The 19,765-nt window shown below is 66.5% G+C and carries 17 protein-coding genes and 1 pseudogene; 9 read left to right on the top strand and 9 right to left on the bottom strand.

All coding sequences use genetic code 11. The features are described from left to right. Window positions 1-6: 6 nt before the first annotated feature. Together FR943_RS00640 and FR943_RS00635 are read right to left on the bottom strand one after the other, a co-directional pair. Window positions 7-925, bottom strand: a pseudogene (locus FR943_RS00640) (type IV toxin-antitoxin system AbiEi family antitoxin). Window positions 926-1,095: 170 nt separating this feature from the next. Beyond that, window positions 1,096-1,620, bottom strand: a complete 525-nt coding sequence (locus FR943_RS00635; protein WP_246584751.1) for a VOC family protein — start codon at window positions 1,618-1,620, stop codon at window positions 1,096-1,098. A gap of 130 nt (window positions 1,621-1,750) precedes the next feature. Here FR943_RS00635 and FR943_RS00630 point away from each other — a divergent pair, with 130 nt between their 5' ends. Continuing rightward, window positions 1,751-2,878 carry an NDMA-dependent alcohol dehydrogenase gene (locus tag FR943_RS00630; RefSeq protein WP_217154398.1) on the top strand — a complete coding sequence of 376 codons (1,128 nt, stop codon included), beginning with the start codon at window positions 1,751-1,753 and terminating at the stop codon, window positions 2,876-2,878. Window positions 2,879-2,953: 75 nt separating this feature from the next. On the opposite strand, the gene FR943_RS00625 is transcribed toward FR943_RS00630, so the two are convergent. Both FR943_RS00625 and FR943_RS00620 read right to left on the bottom strand, forming a co-directional pair. Next, window positions 2,954-3,826 carry a type IV toxin-antitoxin system AbiEi family antitoxin domain-containing protein gene (locus FR943_RS00625; RefSeq protein ID WP_217154397.1) on the bottom strand — a complete coding sequence of 291 codons (873 nt, stop codon included), beginning with the start codon at window positions 3,824-3,826 and terminating at the stop codon, window positions 2,954-2,956. A 136-nt stretch (window positions 3,827-3,962) separates the two neighbouring features. Continuing rightward, entirely contained in the window at window positions 3,963-4,739 is a 777-nt protein-coding gene (locus FR943_RS00620; RefSeq protein ID WP_217154396.1) for an SDR family NAD(P)-dependent oxidoreductase, read from the bottom strand. 60 nt (window positions 4,740-4,799) lie between these two features. Here FR943_RS00620 and FR943_RS00615 point away from each other — a divergent pair, with 60 nt between their 5' ends. The 7 genes from FR943_RS00615 (at window position 4,800) to FR943_RS00585 (ending at window position 12,193) form a co-directional block, all read left to right on the top strand. Then, entirely contained in the window at window positions 4,800-5,513 is a 714-nt protein-coding gene (locus FR943_RS00615; RefSeq protein ID WP_217154395.1) for a pirin family protein, read from the top strand. Beyond that, on the top strand, window positions 5,491-6,747 hold the full coding sequence (locus FR943_RS00610) for a PQQ-dependent sugar dehydrogenase (protein ID WP_217154394.1): 1,257 nt from the start codon (window positions 5,491-5,493) through the stop codon (window positions 6,745-6,747). Before FR943_RS00615 ends, FR943_RS00610 begins: the two co-directional genes overlap by 23 nt. 26 nt (window positions 6,748-6,773) lie before the next feature. Continuing rightward, the gene (locus FR943_RS00605; RefSeq protein ID WP_217154393.1) at window positions 6,774-7,217 is read left to right on the top strand and encodes a helix-turn-helix transcriptional regulator; all 444 of its coding nucleotides are present in this window, start codon (window positions 6,774-6,776) and stop codon (window positions 7,215-7,217) included. After that, complete coding sequence (locus FR943_RS00600; RefSeq protein WP_217154392.1) at window positions 7,214-7,633, top strand: VOC family protein; 420 nt, start codon at window positions 7,214-7,216, stop codon at window positions 7,631-7,633. The genes FR943_RS00605 and FR943_RS00600 overlap by 4 nt, the downstream gene beginning before the upstream one ends. 3 nt (window positions 7,634-7,636) lie before the next feature. Continuing rightward, window positions 7,637-10,003 (top strand): ATP-binding cassette domain-containing protein, encoded by a 2,367-nt coding sequence (locus FR943_RS00595; RefSeq protein ID WP_217154391.1) that lies wholly within the window; start codon window positions 7,637-7,639, stop codon window positions 10,001-10,003. A gap of 315 nt (window positions 10,004-10,318) precedes the next feature. Beyond that, window positions 10,319-11,050 (top strand): TMEM165/GDT1 family protein, encoded by a 732-nt coding sequence (locus FR943_RS00590; RefSeq protein ID WP_217154390.1) that lies wholly within the window; start codon window positions 10,319-10,321, stop codon window positions 11,048-11,050. Window positions 11,051-11,113: 63 nt separating this feature from the next. Next, window positions 11,114-12,193, top strand: coding sequence for a phosphodiester glycosidase family protein (locus FR943_RS00585; RefSeq protein ID WP_217154389.1), 1,080 nt, complete (start codon window positions 11,114-11,116; stop codon window positions 12,191-12,193). Between the two features lie 3 nt (window positions 12,194-12,196). Here the strand turns inward: FR943_RS00585 and FR943_RS00580 are convergent, their stop codons facing one another. After that, window positions 12,197-12,475: a barstar family protein gene (locus FR943_RS00580; protein WP_217154388.1), complete on the bottom strand. Its 279-nt coding sequence runs from the start codon at window positions 12,473-12,475 to the stop codon at window positions 12,197-12,199. After that, a complete protein-coding gene (locus FR943_RS00575; RefSeq protein ID WP_217154387.1) occupies window positions 12,472-12,849 on the bottom strand; it encodes a guanyl-specific ribonuclease in 378 nt (125 codons plus the stop codon). The genes FR943_RS00580 and FR943_RS00575 overlap by 4 nt, the downstream gene beginning before the upstream one ends. An 84-nt stretch (window positions 12,850-12,933) precedes the next feature. On the opposite strand from FR943_RS00575, the gene FR943_RS00570 reads away from it, so the two are divergent. Then, on the top strand, window positions 12,934-15,072 hold the full coding sequence (locus FR943_RS00570) for an acyltransferase family protein (RefSeq protein ID WP_372448061.1): 2,139 nt from the start codon (window positions 12,934-12,936) through the stop codon (window positions 15,070-15,072). Between the two features lies 1 nt (window position 15,073). Here FR943_RS00570 and FR943_RS00565 read toward each other — a convergent pair whose 3' ends face one another. Genes FR943_RS00565 through FR943_RS00555 form a run of 3 tightly spaced genes read right to left on the bottom strand, consistent with a single transcriptional unit; the run spans window position 15,074 to window position 19,595 of the window. Then, window positions 15,074-16,591 carry a carotenoid oxygenase family protein gene (locus tag FR943_RS00565; RefSeq protein WP_217154386.1) on the bottom strand — a complete coding sequence of 506 codons (1,518 nt, stop codon included), beginning with the start codon at window positions 16,589-16,591 and terminating at the stop codon, window positions 15,074-15,076. A gap of 8 nt (window positions 16,592-16,599) precedes the next feature. Then, a complete protein-coding gene (locus tag FR943_RS00560; protein ID WP_217154385.1) occupies window positions 16,600-17,247 on the bottom strand; it encodes a TetR/AcrR family transcriptional regulator in 648 nt (215 codons plus the stop codon). Between the two features lie 38 nt (window positions 17,248-17,285). Beyond that, the gene (locus FR943_RS00555) at window positions 17,286-19,595 is read right to left on the bottom strand and encodes an alpha/beta hydrolase family protein (protein WP_217154384.1); all 2,310 of its coding nucleotides are present in this window, start codon (window positions 19,593-19,595) and stop codon (window positions 17,286-17,288) included. Between the last annotated feature and the right edge of the window lie 170 nt (window positions 19,596-19,765).

Raw genomic sequence — 19,765 nt, 5'->3', positions numbered from 1 at the left:
GGCCAGTTATGCCACGCGAGCTTCCGAAATCCGTGCAACAACTGGCCACTGAGCACCTCGAGCCCGCAGTGCCGCACAAACCCGGGCCACGATCACGTGTGGTCGGTGATTCAGCAGATCGGCACCGACCCTGACGATGAGCCAACCCTGCGCAGCGAGTTCGGCATAGCGGTCGATGTCGTTCGCCCGCACCCGAGGATCGGTCCAGTGCTGGGCACCCTCGTATTCGACGCCGACCTTGAACTCGGCGTAGCCCATGTCGATGCGCGCAGACCGTCTGGCACCGAAATTCCCCCGCACCACGATCTGCGTCTGCGGCTTGGGCAGACCCGCGTCGACGAGCACCAGGCGAGTGCGGGTTTCCGGCGGTGATTCGGCACCGCCATCCATCAGGTCGAGGACCTGGCGGAGTTGCACCAGACCCCGGATCCCCGGGTGCCGCTCGAGCAGTGGCGAAATATCGTCCGCGCACACGTGGGTGGCCTGCGCGAGAGCGTCCACCTGGATGACGGCCTCCTCCCGGCCCGGTTGTCGTCCCAGATCGAACGCCGTCCGGGCTGGCGTCGTCACCGGCAGACCCCTGAGCAGGCGGATCTCGTCGGGAGGCAACTCGCCGCGATGGATGCGGATTCCCTCGGTCGGCTTTCCATTGCGGCGGTAGAGCTCGGCGGGTGTGGTCGGGTCGATCCACCGCGTGCCGTAAAACGCAGACGCCGAGAGGCCCGCCAGCGTCGCCCTGGCGCCCGGACCACAGCCACGCGGCCACCGCACGCGTCGCCGCCGTCATCTCGGCATCTTTGGCGAGATAGACGTCGCGGTAGGCGGCCTCATAACGACGCGCAAGGCCCCGTCGGGTCACCGTCCGCGCGGCCAGCGCCTCTGTCCCGAGGAAGGGCGCTTCTGTCGCGAGGAACGGTCTGTCCATGCCGCCACCCTCGCGGTGCCCGCCGACGCACAGCGCCCGCTCCGGGCTCATCCGTCGCCTGTTGTGGATCAAGTCCGCACTGGGGATATCGCGGTGAAGTCGAGATCGAGCGGCCGGTTATGCCACGCGAGCTTTTGAAATCCGTGCAACAACTGGCCGCTCGCCAGCCCTCACGAACCGTCGTAGGCCGCCTGCAACGCGGCGATGTCGAACTTGCCGAACGTGCTCAGCACCGCCGACATCAACCGGGCTCTGGCAGCGTCGTCTCCCTTGGTCACCATGTCGTAGTAGTCGGTCGGGGTGATCTGCCAGGCCAGCCCGTATTTGTCCTTGAGCCAGCCACAGGGCAATTCCTCACCGCCCTCGCTCAGCGCAGCCCAGATCTGGTCCAGCGCCTCCTGGCCGCTGACCCGCACCTCAAGGGACACCGCCTCGGTGAAGGTGAACTGTGGTCCGCCGTTGATTCCGACAAACCGCTGCCCGGACAACTCGAACTCGACCACCATCGGCACGTCCTGCGGAGACGGGGCATCCGGGTGCGCGGCGACGGTGTGGAGGATGCGGCCGTTGCCGCCGAACGCCGCGATGTAGTGCTGTGCAGCCTGCTCGGCCTCCCGGTCGAACCAGAGGTTGGGGACGATGTCGGCGTGGATTTCGGTCATGTCAGGTAGACCGGCGGTGGGCCGCGAACTCATCGTCCACCCCACGCCCACAAACCTGACACGTGTCACAACAATGAGCGCCACAACGAAATGAAGCGCACATTTCCGCAGTTCAAAGGCCAGTTACTGGACAGTACTGCAACCTGTTCTATTATCGCGTTCCATGAAGACCAAGGGCGCTCTGCTGTGGGAAGTGAATTCACCGTTCAAGGTCGAGGAGATCGACCTCGGTGACCCCGTCGCCGACGAAGTACAGATCCAGATGCATGCCGCCGGCATGTGCCACTCCGACTACCACCTGACCACCGGGGCCACCCCCATGCCGCTGCCCTGTCTGGGCGGGCACGAGGGCGCCGGCGTGGTCACCAAGGTCGGCAAGAACGTCACCGGCATCGAGGAGGGCGATCACGTCATCCTGGCGTTCATCCCGGCCTGTGGCAGCTGCCCGCCGTGCATGAAGGGGTTCCGCTCGCTGTGTGACCGCGGTGCGGTCCTGCTCGGCGGCAAGGCCATCGCCGACGGCACCAACCGGATCCACACCTCCGGTGGCCACGAGGTGGCGGCGATGAACCTGCTGGGGACGTTCGCCCCGTACATGACGGTGCACAAGGATTCCGTCGTCAAGATCGACAAGGACATCCCGTTCGAGTCGGCGGCCATCATGGGCTGCGCGGTGCCCACCGGCTTCGGCTCGGCCACCAACGTCGCGCAGGTGCAGGCCGGCGAGACGGTCGCGATCGTCGGCGTCGGCGGCATCGGCATGAGCGCGCTGCAGGGCGCGGTGATCTCGGGTGCCAAGCACGTCATCGCCATCGACCCGAACCCGTGGAAGCGCGATCAGGCGCTGAAGTTCGGTGCGACGCACGTGTACCCGTCGATGGCCGAGGCCATCGCGCCGATGATCGACCTGACCTACGGACTGATGGCCGACAAGGTGATCATCGCGGTCGGCGAGATGAAGGGTGAGTACATCGAAGAGGCCATGATCCTGACCGCCAAGACCGGCACCTGCGTGGTGACGGGCATGGGGTCGATGATGGACGCCGACGTCAAGCTCAACCTGTTCCTGTTCACCATGCTGCAGAAGACGTTGAAGGGCAACATCTTCGGTGGCGGCAGCTCGCACATCGAGACGCCGCGACTGGTGGCGCTGTACAAGTCCGGTCTGCTCAATGTCGATGACATGGTCACCCGGACCTACAAGCTCGAAGACCTCAACCAGGGCTACCAGGACATGTTGGACGGCAACAACATTCGTGGTGTCATCAAGTTCGACGAATCGGACTGGTAACCCTTTCCGCCCAGCAGACGCAAACCCGTACCTTTTCGCCCAAATTGGTACGGGTTTACGTCTGTTCGCGGGGGATCATGCGACGCGGTCAAATGCCCGGTAGATCCTCGCGCACAGTTCGTCTCCGTGCCGCCGCACGTCGTCGACCACGGCCGGCACGCTGACCCATCCGGCCTCGTGCAGGCGCGCGGATTTCATCCGATCATGCTTGAACGCATCAGCATTCGCATGCCAGTCGACACTGTCGTATTCTGCTGCCACCCGACGTTCCGGCCAGGCAAAGTCGACCCGCCACAGCCTTCCGTGCAGGTCACGAATCTCGTACTGCAACTCCGGGGTGGGCAGACCCCAATCGAGGAAAACCAGCCGCATCTCGGATTCCATCGGCGATTCCGCCCTGGCATCTGCGTGGGGCAACAACTCACGTACTTTGACGACACCTCGCCGACCACGCTGCTCCTTGAGTGCCGCCTCGAGATCGGCAACCGTGCAGGTCTCGCTGCGCAGTGCGGCGTCGAGCGTGGCCAACGCACGCGGGCGGCGCAACACCCGAGCCATCTCGACCGCCGTCCAAGCCGGAGCCGTCAACAAGCGACCGCCAACCTTTTTGAGCGGAGCGCCAATTCGCTGATGCACCATCAGATTCGGTGACGGACGCATACGCACACCCGGGTCAAGGATGTGAACGCGGGCATCAGGGTCGGTGTCAAAGCCATAGATCTGCGCGGCGGTGTTCATGCAGGCTACGATCGGCTGGTCCGTCAGCAGATCGAGTGCACGAAGTCGGCACGCTGTGTCCGGCGGCCGGGACGAGTACACGCCGTGCCAGACACGGAACAATGTCCCGGCCCGCACGCGGCTGGCGAGAGTTCGGTCGTTGATCGCGGCGAGCAATTGCTGCGTCGTGGCGATTCCGCCATGGACAGCGAACACATCGTCAACCCCCATGGCATTCGATGCTCGCGGCCGCTACGCAATACCGCCACCATCTGCCCATTTGCCCTGTGGATAACCCCGCCAACAGACACAAACCCGTACCTTTTCGGACGAAAAAGTACGGGTTTGTGTCTGCTCGGCAGAAAGGTTACTTGGGTGGCATCCGGATGCCACCGTCGACGCGGACCACCTCGGCGTTCATGTACGAGTTGGTCAGCAGCTCCACGACCATGGAGGCCAGCTCCTCGGGCTTGCCGAGCCGGTGCGGGAACAGCACCGACTCACCGAGCTTGGCCTTGAACGCCTCCGACGCCTCGCCTTCGCCGTAGATCGGGGTGTCGATCAGACCCGGCGCCACGGTGTTCACCCGAATGCCGACGGCCGACAGGTCACGCGCCACCGGCAGGGTCAGGCCTACCACGCCGCCCTTGGACGACGAGTAGGCCGCCTGGCCGATCTGACCGTCGAAGGCCGCCACGCTGGTCATGTTGACGATCGCGCCCCGCTCGCCGGTGTCGGTGAGCTCATTGCGGCTCATCGCGGTGGCGGCCAGCCGGATGCAGTCGAACGTGCCGACCAGGTTGATCGCCAGCACCTTCTTGTACGCGTCCAGGTTGTGCGCCGAAGCGAACTCGCCGTCCTTGCCGATGGTGCGCTGGGCCCAGCCGATGCCGGCCGAGTTCACCAGAGCGCGCAGCGGGCCGAGTTCGACGGCCTTGTTGACCGCGGCCTCGATCTGCTCGGTGCTGGTCACGTCGACGCTGGCGAAGACACCGCCGATCTCCTTGGCGAGGGCCTCACCCTTTTCTGCCTGCAGGTCGGCCACGACGACGCGGGCTCCCTTGGCGGCCAACTGGCGGGCGGTTGCCGCGCCGATGCCTGATGCGCCACCAGTGACGATGGCGCTCGCTCCCTTGATATCCACGCCAACAGACTAAAGGCCTATCCACCGGTCGGTCGGGCCCGCCCTCGGTAGGCTGGCGCCATGGCTTCCAGGGTTGATGTCCGGCGCGCCGCGGACCGTGGCATCAGCCGGACCGACTGGCTGCAGTCCCGGCATTCGTTCTCGTTCGCCGACTACTACGACCCGGCCAACACCCATCACGGCCTGTTGCTGGTGAACAACGACGACATCGTGGCGCCGGGCGCCGGTTTTGGCACCCACCCGCACCGCGACATGGAGATCGTCACGTGGGTGCTCTCGGGCCGGCTGGCGCACGAGGATTCGATGGGCAACTCCGGAGTGATCTATCCGGGTCTGGCACAACGGATGTCGGCGGGCACCGGGGTGCAGCATTCGGAGATGAACGGATCCGGCACCGAGCCCGTGCATTTCGTGCAGATGTGGGTGCTCCCGGACACCGCCGGGGTGACGCCGGGCTATCAGCAGCAGGAGATCGAACTGGGCGCCGCGCTCAGCCCGATCGCCTCCGGCGCGCTCGACGCCGCCGTCGCCCTGCACAACCGCAACGCCACGCTCTACGGCGCCCGGCTGCAGCCGAGCGACTCGGTGACGCTGCCCGAGGCTCGCTACGTGCACCTGTTCGTCGCCCGCGGGACCGTCACGCTGGAGGGCTCCGGCCCGCTGGCCGACGGCGACGCCGCACGCCTGACCGATTCGGCCGGTCAGCGCGTCACCGCGGACACCGAAGCCGAGATCCTGGTCTGGGAGATGAATGCGGGTTTGGGCGGCGCGTAGCGCGACGGCACTGATCACCGCGGCCGCACTGGCCGCGTGTGGCACGCAGTCCGACACTGCCGCGCCGCCGTCACCGTCACCGTCGAGTTCTGAACAGCCGCCCGCGGGCCTGGCCTCGGTTCTCGTGCAGGTACCTGACCAGTTCGCCCAGGCTCCACTCGACGAGCCGCGCCGCGCCCAGATCCCGGCCGGGTGGACCATCGAGGTGATCGCCCGGGTGCCCAAGGCGAGGATGGCGGCGTTCGCCCCGGACGGTGCGTTACTGGTGTCTGTGCCCGAAACCGGCGACGTGTTGACGGTGCGTCCCGACCAGCACACGTTGCTCGACGGGCTGGAGCAGCCGCACGGCCTGTTCTTCGCGGGGTCGACGCTGTACGTGGCCGAGAGCAACCGCATCGATTCCTACGACTACATCGACGGACAGGCACGCAACCGCCGCACCGTCGCCGAAGGCCTCCCCGACGCCAAGAGCCCCGACCTGCACGGCGCCTACGCCCATGCACTCAAGAGTGTGGTCGTGGGATCCGATGGTGCGGTGTTCTTTTCGATCGGGTCGGCCGGCAACATCACCGCCGAGGACCGCACCGCCACCCCGCCCCGGGCGACCATCATGCGGGTGCCGCCCGGCGGTGGGCCGGCCACGCCGTTCGCCACCGGGGTGCGCAACGGGACGGGCCTGGCCTTCGCGCCGGACGGCTCGCTGTGGACAGCGGTGAACAACCGCGACAACGTGGCCGACCCGCAGGGCCGGGTACGTCAGGACTACGTGGACGACCACCCGCCGGAGTCGGTCGCGAAGCTGACACCGGGGCGCGAATTGGGTTGGCCGTATTGCAATCCCGACGGCCCACCGCCGGCCGGTTTCCTCCGCGACCTCCAGACCAACGCCGACGGCAGCAAGCTGGACTGTGCGGCGCTGCCCCCGGTCGAGCAGACGCTGGGCGCGCATTCGGCGCCGTTGGGCATGAGCTTCGCCGAGTTGCCCCAGCCCTACGGGGCGGGCGCGTTGATCGGGGTGCACGGCTCCTGGAACCGGCAGCACCCGCAGGCCCCCGAGGTGTCGTTCTTTGGTTGGCGCAACGGCACATTGGGCCCGCAGCAGACCTTGGTCGGGGGATTCCAGGCCGACGACGGCAGCCGCTGGGGACGGCCGGTGGCCGCGGTCGCCGGGCCCGACGGTGCGGTCTACATCACCGACGACTACGCCGGCGCGGTGTATCGACTGTCGCCTTGACCCACCCGAGCCGTACGATCGCGGTTGTGGCCGACCAACAGCTAGCCGATCTCAAGCTGCTGCGCCGGGTCCGGGACCGCATCGACCGCGAGTACGCGCAGCCGCTGAACGTCGAAGCGCTGGCCCGCGGGGTCAACATGTCCGCCGGGCACCTCAGCAGGCAGTTCAAGATCGCCTACGGCGAGTCCCCGTATTCCTATCTGATGACCCGTCGGATCGAGCGTGCGATGGCGCTCCTGCGCCGCGGCGACATGTCGGTCACCGAAGTGTGCTTCGCAGTGGGTTGCTCGTCGCTGGGCACATTCAGCACCCGGTTCACCGAACTGGTCGGCATCCCACCCAGCCGCTACCGCGAACAGACCGCCGGCGTGGCCGACGGCCTGCCGTCCTGTCTGGAGAAGCACGTCACCAAACCGATCAGGAATCGAGAAGCGGCGGCCGTGGGCCTGCACCTAGCGTCTACCCCATGACCATCTCAGATATCAGAATTCACAACACGTTCCTGCCGCATGACGATCCCGAGGCATCTCTCGCCTTCTACCGTGACGTGCTCGGCTTCGAGGTCCGCCTCGACGTGGGCGGCGGCAAGATGCGCTGGATCACCGTCGGACCGGCCGGCCAGCCCGACACCTCCATCGTGCTGCACCCGCCTGCCGCCGACCCGGGTATCACCGACGACGAGCGCCGCCTGATCGCCGAGATGATGGCCAAGGGCACCTACGCGATCGTCGTGCTCGCCACCAAGGATCTGGACGCCACGTTCGAGAAGTTGCAGGCCACCGACACCGAGATAGTCCAGGAACCGACCGATCAGCCCTACGGCGTGCGTGACTGCGCCGTTCGCGACCCGGCCGGAACCATGATCCGCATTCAGGAGTTGCCCTAGCCGATGAGCACCGCCGACATCCATCCCGCCGACAGCCACGATCTGATCCGGGTCACCGGTGCCCGGGCGAACAACCTGAAGAACGTCGACATCGAACTGCCCAAACGTCGGCTCACGGTGTTCACCGGCGTCTCGGGTTCGGGTAAGAGCTCGCTGGTGTTCGACACGATCGCGGCCGAATCGCAGCGCCTGATCAACGAGACGTACAGCGCGTTCGTCCAGGGTTTCATGCCGAACCTGGCCCGCCCCGACGTCGACGTGCTCGACGGGCTGACCACCGCGATCATCGTCGATCAGCAGCGGCTGGGCGCCGATCCACGCTCCACGGTGGGCACTGCCACCGATACCGGGGCGATGCTGCGGATCCTGTTCAGCCGGTTGGGGACACCGCATATCGGTTCGCCGCAGGCGTTCTCGTTCAACGTGGCCTCGGTCAGCGGAGCTGGTGCGGTGACGCTGGAGAAGGGCGGGCGCACCGTCAAGGAGCGGCGTGAGTTCAGCATCGTCGGCGGTATGTGTCCGCGCTGCGAGGGACGCGGGGCGGTCAACGACATCGATCTGTCGGCGCTGTACGACGACACCAAGTCGCTGAACGACGGGGCGCTCACCATCCCGGGCTTCAGCATGGATGGCTGGTACGGCCGGATCTTCCGGGGCTGCGGCTTCTTCGACCCGGACAAGCCGATCAACAAGTTCACCAAGAAAGAACTCGACGCGCTGCTGTACAAGGAGGCTACAAAACTCAAGATCGAGGGCGTCAACCTCACCTATCTCGGGCTGATCCCGCAGATCCAGAAGTCGTTCCTGTCCAAGGACGTCGAGGCCATGCAGCCGCACATCCGGGCGTTCGTGGAGCGCGCGGTCACCTTCACCACGTGCGGCGACTGCGACGGCACCCGGCTGTCGGAGACCGCGCGCTCGTCGAAGATCAAGGGCGTCAACATCGCCGAGGCCTGCGCGATGCAGATCACCGACCTGGCCGGGTGGCTCGGCGGCGTCAAAGACAAATCGGTGGCCCCGCTGCTGTCGGCGTTGCAGCACACCCTGGATTCGTTTGTCGAGATCGGACTCGGCTATCTGTCCCTCGACCGGCCGGCGGGCACCCTGTCCGGTGGAGAAGCCCAGCGCGTCAAGATGATCCGACACCTGGGCTCCTCCCTGACCGATGTCACCTACGTCTTCGACGAGCCGACGATCGGCCTGCACCCGCACGACATCGCCCGGATGAACGCCCTGTTGCTCGCCTTGCGGGACAAGGGCAACACCGTGCTGGTCGTCGAGCACAAGCCGGAGACGATCGCCATCGCCGACCATGTCATCGACCTCGGCCCCGGCGCCGGCGCGGCCGGGGGCGCGGTGGTCTTCGAGGGCGACGTGGCGGATCTGCGGGGCAGCGACACCGTCACCGGACGCCACCTGGGATACCGCGCCACCCTGAAGGAAGAGGTGCGGGAACCCCAGGGCGCGTTGGAGGTTCGTGGCGCGGCCAGCCACAATCTGCGGGACGTCGACGTCGACATACCGCTCGGGGTGCTGGCGGTGCTGACCGGTGTCGCGGGCTCGGGTAAGAGCTCGTTGATCGACGGCTCGGTGGCCGGCCGCGACGGCGTGGTGGTGGTCGACCAGAGCCCGATCCGCGGTTCGCGTCGCAGTAACCCGGCAACCTACACCGGGCTGCTGGACCCGATCCGCAAGGCGTTCGCCAAGGCCAACGGCGTCAAACCGGCGCTGTTCAGTTCGAACTCGGAAGGGGCCTGCCCGGCGTGCAACGGCGCCGGGGTGATCTACACCGACCTCGGGGTGATGGCCACCGTGGAGACCACCTGTGAGGAGTGCGAGGGCAAGAGGTTCGGCGCCTCGGTCCTGCAATATCGGCTCGCCGGCCGCAACATCGCCGAGGTGCTGGCCATGCCGGTTGACGAAGCCCAACGGTACTTCGCCGAGGGCGATGCGAAAGTCCCTGCCGCGCAGAAGATCCTGTCCCGGTTGGCCGATGTTGGTCTGGGTTACCTGACGCTCGGTCAGCCGCTGACCACGCTGTCGGGGGGCGAGCGGCAGCGCCTCAAGCTGGCGGCGCAGATGGCCGAGAAGGGGGACGTCTATGTTCTCGACGAGCCCACCACCGGCCTGCACCTGGCCGATGTCGAGCAGCTGCTCGCGCTACTGGATCGCCTGGTGGAGGCGGGGAAGTCGGTGGTCGTGATCGAGCATCACCAGGCAGTCATGGCCCATGCCGACTGGATCATCGACCTGGGGCCCGGCGCCGGGCACGATGGCGGTCGCGTCGTCTTCGAGGGCACCCCGGCCGATCTGGTCGCCAAGGGCGAAACCTTGACCGGCCGGCACCTCGCCGAATATGTGGGCCACTGACGCAGATTTGTCAGGACACCCGAACTTTCTCGTGTCAGATCCCAAACTTATTGGCCGATAAGCTCTTTCGGCGCGAGAGGGTTTGCGCCACCTCGACGGTCTGCGTATGGTGGACCGCAGCGAAGGGGAGTAGCCCCCAATCGGATATTCGACATACTGGCCGCGCGGCAATGTGAGACGACGCGAGACAACGGCCCGGCTATCCGAACCGGTCATCGGCCGGTGGGCGAGACCTTCGGCCGTAGACCGATTGGTTTGCCGGCCGGAGGCATCTGTTCAGCCCCCAGCGGCAGCCAACGACCGAGGAGTTGGTGCGTGCTCGCTGCGCTGTTCTTGAGCTTCGCCGTCATCTTTGTCGCCGAACTGGGCGACAAGTCCCAGCTGATGGCCATGACGTTTGCGTTGCGCTACCGCTGGTGGGTGGTTCTGGTCGGCATCACCGCGGCCACCACCGCGGTGCACTTGATCTCCGTCGCCGTCGGGCATTACCTGGGCGCGGCACTGCCGACGCACCTGCTGGGCATCCTCGCCGGGATCACCTTCGTGTTCTTCGGGCTGTGGACGCTGCGCGGGGACAAGCTGTCCGAGGACGAGGCCACCCGGGCCCAGCGCTCGAACGCCCCGGCGTTCCTCACCGTCACCTCGGCGTTCCTGCTCGCCGAGCTGGGCGACAAGACAATGCTGGCCACGATCACCCTGGCCGCCGACAACGACTGGGTGGGGGTGTGGATCGGCTCGACGATCGGCATGGTGGCCGCCGATGCGTTGGCCATCGCGGTCGGGGCGATCGCGGGCAAGCACCTGCCGGAACGGGCCATCCAACTCGGAGCCGCCGCACTGTTCGTGGTCTTCGGCGTCTCGATGCTGCTGGAGGGCGCGTTGCCGTCGGCCCCGGCCCTGGTGGTCACGGCGGCCGCGGTGGGCGTCACGGCGCTGGCCGCGGCCTGCCTTTATGCCCTGCCCGCCGCTTTGCGCCCGGCCGCGCTGCGGAAGCCGTCGGCAAGCAGCCCAGCTAATCTGGACGACTCCGACGCGATAGCCCCTTGACCCCGCCGTGACCTGGCTGTTACGCATGTTGACAGAGTTTCCTGTGTGGTTATTGTGTAATTCGTGCCAGGACTGGCAAAACTCCTCAAGCGTGCGGTCGCGAGCGTGGCCACCGTTGCCGTCTGCGCCGCCCTGGCCACCACCGGCTCCCCGGTAGCGCGGGCCGAAGATGCCAAGGCCCTGTTGCTCGGCGCGATCGCCAACACCAAAGGCTCCTACCTCGTCTACAACTTCGGCGGCCAGTTCGCCGCACCGTTCCTGGCGGCCGACGGACGCGCGTACACGCTGAACAACGGCGGCCACCTGATGGTGATGAAGAACGCTTCCGGCCGGCTCAACCCGCGGCTTCTGGTCGACAGCCATCAGGGCTACCAGTCCCGGTGTGAACGCACTCCCGGCGCGCGGACCAGCGAAGGGCTGTGGCAGGCGTCGGAAACCTATGCCCCGCTCGCGGCCTGGCAGGTGCTCGGCCAGCCGACCATCGCGGTCAACGCCAACTTCTTCGACGTGCGCGGCCAGAAGGCCGGATCGTGGCGCGACACCAAATGCTCCTCCCCGCTGGGCGCCTACGTGGACAACACCCGCGGCCAGGGCCGGGCCAATGCCGCGGTCACCGGCACCCTGGCCTACGCCGGCAAGCAGGGCCTGTCCGGTGGCGACGAGCGCTGGGCCGCGCTGGCCACGATGATCCTGCCGATGGGCGGGGCTCCCTACGTGGTGATGCCCAAGGGGCCGGACGACTATGACTCGGCCTCACCGGTGATCCAGCGGCTGCTGGATCAGAACGCCCGATTCGTCGCGGTGGCCGGCCTCGGGCTGCTCGCCCCCGGTGACACCGGCCAGCTCAACGATCCCGGGCCCAGCGCGGCGCGCACCGCCGTCGGCTACAACCGGGCCACCGATCAGCTCTACGTCTTCCAGGGCGGCAGCTACACCCCGGACAACATGCAGGACATGTTCCGCGCCCTCGGTGCCGACAACGCGCTGCTGCTCGACGGCGGCGGCTCGTCGGCGATCGTGTTGCGCCGCGACACCGGCGGCATGTGGAGCGGCGCCGGTTCCCCCCGCGGCAATTGCGACACCCGTCAGGTGCTGTGCGATTCGCGCGAGCGGGCACTGCCCAGCTGGCTGGCATTCAACTGAGGTTCAGTTCTCCAGCCAGAGATCGACGCCCTCGGTGGCGAAGATCGTCAGCACGGTGCGCCACGTGTCCTCCCCCAGCGCGTCTTTGACGTTGCGATAGGAGGTCATGACGAAACGGAACTTGTGGTCCTCGGGAGTGCCGAAGCCGCCGCGCAGGCAGTCGGCCAACGCATCGAGGTTGGATCCGAAGTAGCCGCCGTCGCCGTTGACCGCACGACCGATCTCGGTGAAGAAATCCGCCCTGGACGCCACCTTGGTGCCGTCGATCCGATACGTCTTCACGTGCCTCCGATCAGGCAGAAGGACTCGTAATGGTCGCCGGTGTAATAGAACTCGGCAGGATCGGTCGGCGGCTGGCCGCCGGTGACGATGCGTCGCTTGCCGCGGTGTTTGATGCCCGGCGTCGGCACCGTGTACTCGTGGTAGTAGCCCCGTTCATGCTGGGGCAGCCGACCCTCGTAGTTTCCGAAGACGACGCCGTCGTTGCGCGGGTACGGGAACGGCCCGCCGGATTCGATGAGCTGCACCGTCTTGTCCGCTTCGGGTGGAAGGCCGCTGAGGTCACAGGTGCCGTCGGCCGCAGGTTGCGTCGGCGCGCAGCAACCCGACAGCAGGCCGCACAGCACTGCCAGTACCGCCAGGCGTGATCGTCCCATCGGCACGAGGCTAGCAATTGGGCCCGCAAATCCCGGGTCACCGCTGATTGTCGTGCGACCATCGTTACTCGAGTGAACAGAGTGATCACGACCGAAATGTCCCCACCCCGCCGTGCCGGCACCACGAGCGGGCGGAAACTGCTGTCGAACAAGCAGTTTCGGCCTGACATCGAGGGGTTGCGGGCGGTGGCGGTGCTCGCGGTGGTGTTGTTCCACGCCGGCGTGCCCGGACTCGGTGGCGGCTTCATCGGCGTCGACGTGTTCTTTGTCGTGTCGGGCTTCCTCATCACCGGAATGTTGTGGGGCGAAGCGTCGTCCACCGGCACCGTGCACCTGGCCACGTTCTACGCCGCCCGAGCCCGACGGCTGCTCCCCGCGGCAGCCCTGGTGCTGGTGGCGACCTCCGCGGCGGCCACTGCCCTCCTGCCCCCGCTGCAGGCCCGCTCGGTGCTCGCCGACGCGATTGCCGGCGCTCTGTATGCCGGCAATTACCGGTTCGCCGTCGAGGGCACCGACTATCTGGCGGCCGATGCCGCTCCCTCCCCGCTGCAGCACTACTGGTCCCTCGGCGTCGAGGAGCAGTTCTATCTCCTGTGGCCGGCCCTGATCCTGGCGACGGCCTGGCTGCTGCGCCGCACCGGGCGCGACGGCCGGTCGGCGTGGGCGTTTGCGGGCGTCTTGGCGGTGGTGGCCGCCGCCTCCTTCATGGTGTCGCTGGCCTGGACCCGGACCCTGCCGGCGTGGGCGTTCTTTTCGCTTCCGACCCGGGCCTGGGAGTTGGCCGTCGGCGGTCTGATCGCGTTGACCGCGGTGCACTGGCGCCGGCTGCACCCGGTCTGCGCGGCACTGGTCGGCTGGGGCGGCCTGGTGCTGGTGGTGGTCACGTGCACCCAACTCGGCGCGGCCACGCCCTACCCCGGCTCGGCGGCACTGCTGCCGGTGCTGGGTACCGCACTCGTGATCGGAGCCGGTTGCGCGATACCCGATCTGGGGGTGGGACGGCTGCTGTCCAAGCCGATGCTGCGCGGCATCGGCCGAGTGTCGTATTCGTGGTACCTGTGGCACTGGCCGGTATTGCTATTGGCGCCCGCGCTGTTCGGCCACGGGCTGGGGCTGAGCGGTCGGCTCGCGATGGTGCTCATCTCGCTCGGCCTGGCGATCCTGACGTTGCACCTGGTCGAGAACCCGGCACGGTTCGCCGCCGCACTGCGGGGCTCGTCGTGGCGCAGCCTGGCCATGGGGGCCACGGCCACCGGGATCGCCGTCTGCGCCGGGCTGGCACTGTTGGCGGTGCGGCCGGTCCCCACCGGATCCGGCCCCGCGGCGGTACCGGTCGTCGCGGTCGAAACGCCCGGCCCTCGTTCTGCTGAGCCGACGTTGACGCCCGAGCAGCGCGTGCAGGCGGCCGTCGCCGCCGCGGCGGACCTGCACGCGGTACCGGCGAATCTGTCTCCGCCCCTGGACAACATCACCAAGCCCGAGGCGTTCGTCAACGGATGCGTGCTGTCCTGGCAGGACATCGCCGTGCCGGACTGCGTCTCCGGCGCTGCCGCCGGACCAACCACCGTCGCCCTCATCGGGGATTCCCATGCCGGTATGTGGCACCCCGCGCTGGACCTCGCCGCACAGCAAAAAGGCTGGCGCCTGGAGACTTTCGCCAAGGTGACCTGCCCCCTGATGAAGCTGCCGATCCTCAGCCCCTACCTCGACCGCGAGTTCACCGAGTGCAAACAATGGCGAGCCGAGGTGCTGAGCCGGATCGCCCAGGAACGCCCGCACCTGATCGTGGTGGACATGGTGCGCCGTTACGGCGCCGATTTCGGGTTCGTCAGCTACGACCCGGCCTGGGTGGACGGATTGCGCCAACTGGTCTCGCAGTTGCGCGGAACCGGGGCGCGGGTGCTGGTACTGGGCCCGGTGCCCGACCCGCACACCACGGTGCCCACCTGTTTGTCGGCGCATATGGACGACGCCACCGCATGCGCGCCGGAGCGCTCGACGGCGATGAACGACAAGGGTATTGCCGCGGAGATGGCGGCGGTGCGGGCCGGCGGCGGTCAGTACGCCCGTCTGGACCAGTACTTCTGCACCGACCGACGCTGCCCGGTGATCGTCGGCAACACCTTGGTGTTCCGCGACGACAACCACATCACCGCCGAATACTCCGAGCTGTTGTCTCCGGTGCTCGCGCATCTCGCCGAGAGTGCCTTGGCGCCCAACTGATTCACTGCCCGGCCACCCTGCTGGTGAACCCACCGTGGTAGCTCATCGGGAGGTGAAATGGCAGCCACGCCTCGGCGATCGGCCCGTGATCGAGGTGCGGCGCGTCGAACACCATCAGGCGGCTGCGGTGCTGCGCCTCGTCGTAGCCCACGCTCAGCACCCATCCGTCAGCCTCGGCGGTGCTGCCCGGGCGCGGCACGAAGATCGGCTCGACCAGCTTGTGGCCGGGCGGGCAGTAGGTTTGTACGGTGCCGTCGACGTGGTCGAATCGGCCGATCCCCTCCCCGCTGCCCTCGCCGTCGCTCGGCACGGTGACGTAGGTGACGGTGTGCGGTTGGGTAGAGCGACGTTGATCGATCTGCGGGAACTCGCAACCCATCGGGGCCAGTGGCTCGGTGTGGACTCGGTCGTCGGCGGTGATGCGAAAGCGGGTGAGCCGCACGGTGTCCGGTAGTGCTTCCGGGGCGACGTTCTCGTACAGCCGGGCCATGTCACTACGGGTGTCGGCGCCCCAGGCCTGCATGCCGCCGAAGGTTTCCGGGGCGAAGCGGGGCAGTTCCACCACCACGTCGGCGCCGTCCTCGTAGGCATTGGCGTAGTGCCACATGTAGAACGGGTCGGTCTCGATCACCCGGACCCTGCCACCGTCACGCGGGGCGAGGATGAAGTAGGACGGTTCGCCGTGCTTGAACCGCATGGCATCCCAATAGGATTTGTGTCCCAGTAGCGCCCATGGGTTGATCCGCAGCGGGGACAGCATGAAGATCGCGTAGCGCGGGGTCAATGCCATGTCATGGATGAGGCCCATGCCGGGCAGTGGGACCGCCCGCAGGTACCGGGTGACACCGCGGGCGTCGGTGTCGTACAACCGCAACCGGACTCGCGTAATCGCCTCGCCCACCAGTTCTTTGAGCCGCCTCAGCTTCTCCTCTCTGGTCGGCGCACTGCGGATGTGTCGCAGGTCGAATCTCGGAAAGTAGGGTTCGAACCCGAAGTTCACTCGTGACCCCGTCGTGGCGTCGTAGGTGTGATGCGCCGAATAGGCGCCGATCGGGCCCTTGAGCACGCCGTCGAGGCTGCACATGCCGATGGTGTTGAGAGTGTCCAGATCCAGGCCGTGCGGGCGCCCACCCTCCCAAAGCGCCAGCAGTTGATCCGCTCCGATCATCACGTTGGTGTTGGCGGTGTTGGCCGGCAGCCGAAATGCGTTGGCCCGGATACCTCCCGGGCGCTGGTGGGCGAATCCGCGTTTCACCATCCGCCCGGCCGCAGTGGTGGTCACGTAGTGCTCGGTGCGCACGAACCGGTTCTTGAAGCGCACCCCGCTGCCGTCGATCGCGAAGGCGACCACCATGCCGTCGGCGTCGAACAGACTGTCCACCTGCGATGCGCCGATGTTCCAGCGGCCCGATCCATTGCGATAGAGCGTGCCGGTGAGCCCCGGCGGGATGGACCCGGTGATCTCGGTGAGCGTCAGGTCGTATTCACCGGGCACGCTTTCCCAATACATAAAAGACATGGTGTCTTTTATGGCGGGCTGCTGTCAATAGCCGAGACGTCGAAGGGACTGAACGGCAGCGCCGAGCCACCGTCCCAGCACAAGGTGGTCAGGTGTTCGACGAGCTCGGCCCGAGGCATCGTCGAATCCCGGATCCACCATTGGGCGCTGACCATGGCGGAACCGACGATCGCCCGCGCCCACGGCGCCGCTGCCGCGGCATCGGCGCCGCCGGCCTTCATCGATGCCGCCAACATTGCCTCGACCGCTGCGGCGAGTTGATCAAAGATCCCCGGCGTCTCGTGACCGCCGGCGGCATGCACGCTCAGCGCGCGATACAGATCCGGATCGTCCTGCATCCAGCCGCAGATCACGTCGAAGAACAACGACATCCGCTGCCGCAGATCGGTCGAGCCGTCGGCGCGTTTGGTGATCTCGATCAGCAGCCGTCGAGCCTGACGCTTGCCGAGGTCGGACAACATCGCCGTCCGATTCGGGAACACCGCATAGACGGCCGAGCGCACAAAGCCGGCCTCTTTGGCCACCTCGGCGAGACCCACATCGGCGCCGTGGGTCCGGATGGCACGTTCGGCGGCGTCGAGCAGGTCGTTGCGCCGTTGCTCGACGTCGACGCCAGGTCCGGCAGGTCTGCCGCGCCCACGCCTTGCCGAAGTCACCGGACAATCGTAGTTTCCGGCGGCGCCTGGGCCTGCCGCTACGCGGCGTCGCGCTTCTTTGCTCGCTTTTTCTCGTGCTTCTTGTCTTGCTTCTTGTCCTGCTTTGCCGCTTGCTTCTTCTCTTGCTTCTTCTCTTGCGTCGTCTCCTGTTGCTTCTCAGTCTTGACCGGCTCAGCAGCCTTTTCGGCACCGCCCCTGAGGCCATTGACGGCAGACCTCATCTGCTTGCGGCCGTTCTCGGCAAGCGAATTGAGTCGATCCTGCGCATCCGTGACCGCCGCGGCGGTGCGTTCCCGCGCCTTCAGGGCCGAGGTGCCGATCTTTGTGGCCTCCCGTTTCAGGATGATCGCCTTGTCTCCGGTCTCCTTCTCCACCTTCTCGGTGTCAGGCTCCGGTTCGGCCGCGAGGTTCAGCACCTTGGCGTCACCGGCCACTGGCGGGGTATCTGTGATGCCCTGTGGTTCAAACTTCGTAGTCGTAATATTTTGTGGTGCAGGCAGATCCAGTGGGGATATGCCAGTTTCACTGCCCACGCCGAGCAAACCGAGCAGCGTCTGAATCGGGCTCGGCACGGGGTTCTGGTTGATCAGGCCGTCATCGATGGCCTTCTGGATGCCCGTGACGAGGTTGTCGACCAGATGCCCGGGAACCTGAGCCCAATCGACATCGGCCGGAAGCGTCCCGAAAGCGGTTGGGATATCGGCTTCGTCGAGGGTGCGTTGATAGACGCCGGTGGCCGGGTCGTACTCGACGTCGGTGTACCCGAGGTTGACGAGGCTGGTGAGCACCGGGCTCAGCGCCGTGCCGATCGGGTTGTTGAGGTTCGCCCCGGTCAGCAGGTTGATGGCGTCTACCGCTAGATAAGTGGGTTCCAGCAGCGGCAGGCTCTGCGCGTCCAGTGTGTAGTAGATGTTGAGCTTGGGCCCCTTGGTGGGATCCTCGCCGGGGTTGGCCGTGTAATCGGCGAGGTCGGCAACAAGCTGGCCCACCACCTGGGTGGTCAGGCCCCCGAGAATCCCCGCGACGGTTTGATTTCGCAGGATGTACGTCGGGAACATCCCTGCTGCAACGTTATTCGCCATTGTGAACGGGTTGGGCCAGGCAGCAAAGTCCGACAGCGGCAGGTACTCCGCCGTGGCGTCGACCTTGATCGGGATCAGATTGGCACCACCCAGAGTCAGCCCAAACAGCTGTATGCCGTTGAGCAGACCTTCCCCATCAGTGCTGCTCTGCACCTGGGTATCGGGCGTCACGGTGTCGATACCGAGCAACCTGAACAGCGGATAGGCCCGGGCCAGGATGCCGCCGTTGGCGCGGCCCGGGTTGTCGATCAGGAGCATCGGCAGGATCGTGAAGCTGCCCAGCAGTGGATCGCTTCCGGTGAAGTTCGCTCCGCCAGGCTGATTCGGCAGGTCGTCGACCACTTGTTGATAGGCCGCGCCGGCGGCGAATGCGCCGAGGCCGACTCCGGCCACGATCGGCACTCGCAAGGAGACCAGGTCGGGGAGACCATTGAGCACGTCGTCCACGTCGACAGTCGGGGCCAGGACGTTCAGAAGCGACGTCAACTGGTCGATCACCGGGAGGTCGCCAAGTAGGCCTCCGATACCAACATCCAGATAGTTGGTGTTGTTGATGTCGGCGGCGACCGAGTTGGGGAACGGTGGGACCCAGCCGAGGTCGACGCCGATCAGTTTCATCAACGTGAACGGCCAGCCGGTGGTGACGACGTTGAGGCCGGGAACGTCGACATCGGACAGGTCGAACGGGTTGTCCAGGTTGAGGCCGAGCGCTGCAACGAGTTGACCGAGGTTGTCGACGTCGTCCAGCCCGAGCACCTCCGCAATTGCCGGGGCCAGTAGCGCTGCAACCTGGCCCGTCACCAACTGGCCGAGCCCCAGGGGCCCGAGGACCTCCGCCAGCACGGGTTGAAGGACCGGAGCCACAAGACCATCGACATCGATGGGAACCTGGCCCAGCACGCCGCCCACAACGCCGTTGACCGCATTGTTCAGCAGACCGGTGACGACGCTCTCCGGATCCAACCCGGCGGCCTGTGCCAACGCTGCCAGATTGACGTTGTCGACGATCGCCGTGAGCAGCTGCGCGCCGATGTCCTGGGCCACGTTGTATGCCGCCGCGCCCAGCCCACCCGTGAGGTCTGGGATCTGATCCGGCGGCGGGAAGATCTGCGCTCCGGATTGCAGCCACACGTCCCGCTGGACCGCGGCGGCCTGAGCGGTTGGCGGAGCAACACCGACGGTGAGTGCGGTGATCGTTGCGGTCGCCGCACCGATGCTCGCCACCTTCTTGACGCGCCGCCGCTGCCTACGGTGTTTGACTGCCATCTGACCAGTCCCTTCGGCCGTGTTCTCAGGTTGATCTCAGGCAACGTAACACTACTGTGACCCCCATCACTACATTGCTGGGAAAATTTCCATATTTGCCTTCACAGTTTGTCGCAAACTTGGCGAAAGCGACCCGATGAATGCTGTACTGGGCAGAGGCATATCGTTGC

Origin of the sequence: [Mycobacterium] fortunisiensis (genome assembly GCF_019050325.1) — a bacterium.
In the GTDB taxonomy this organism is placed as follows: Bacteria; Actinomycetota; Actinomycetes; order Mycobacteriales; family Mycobacteriaceae; genus Mycobacterium; species Mycobacterium fortunisiensis.
The sequence above is the reverse complement of the archived record's forward strand: the minus strand, read 5'-3'. Positions and strand labels throughout refer to the sequence as shown.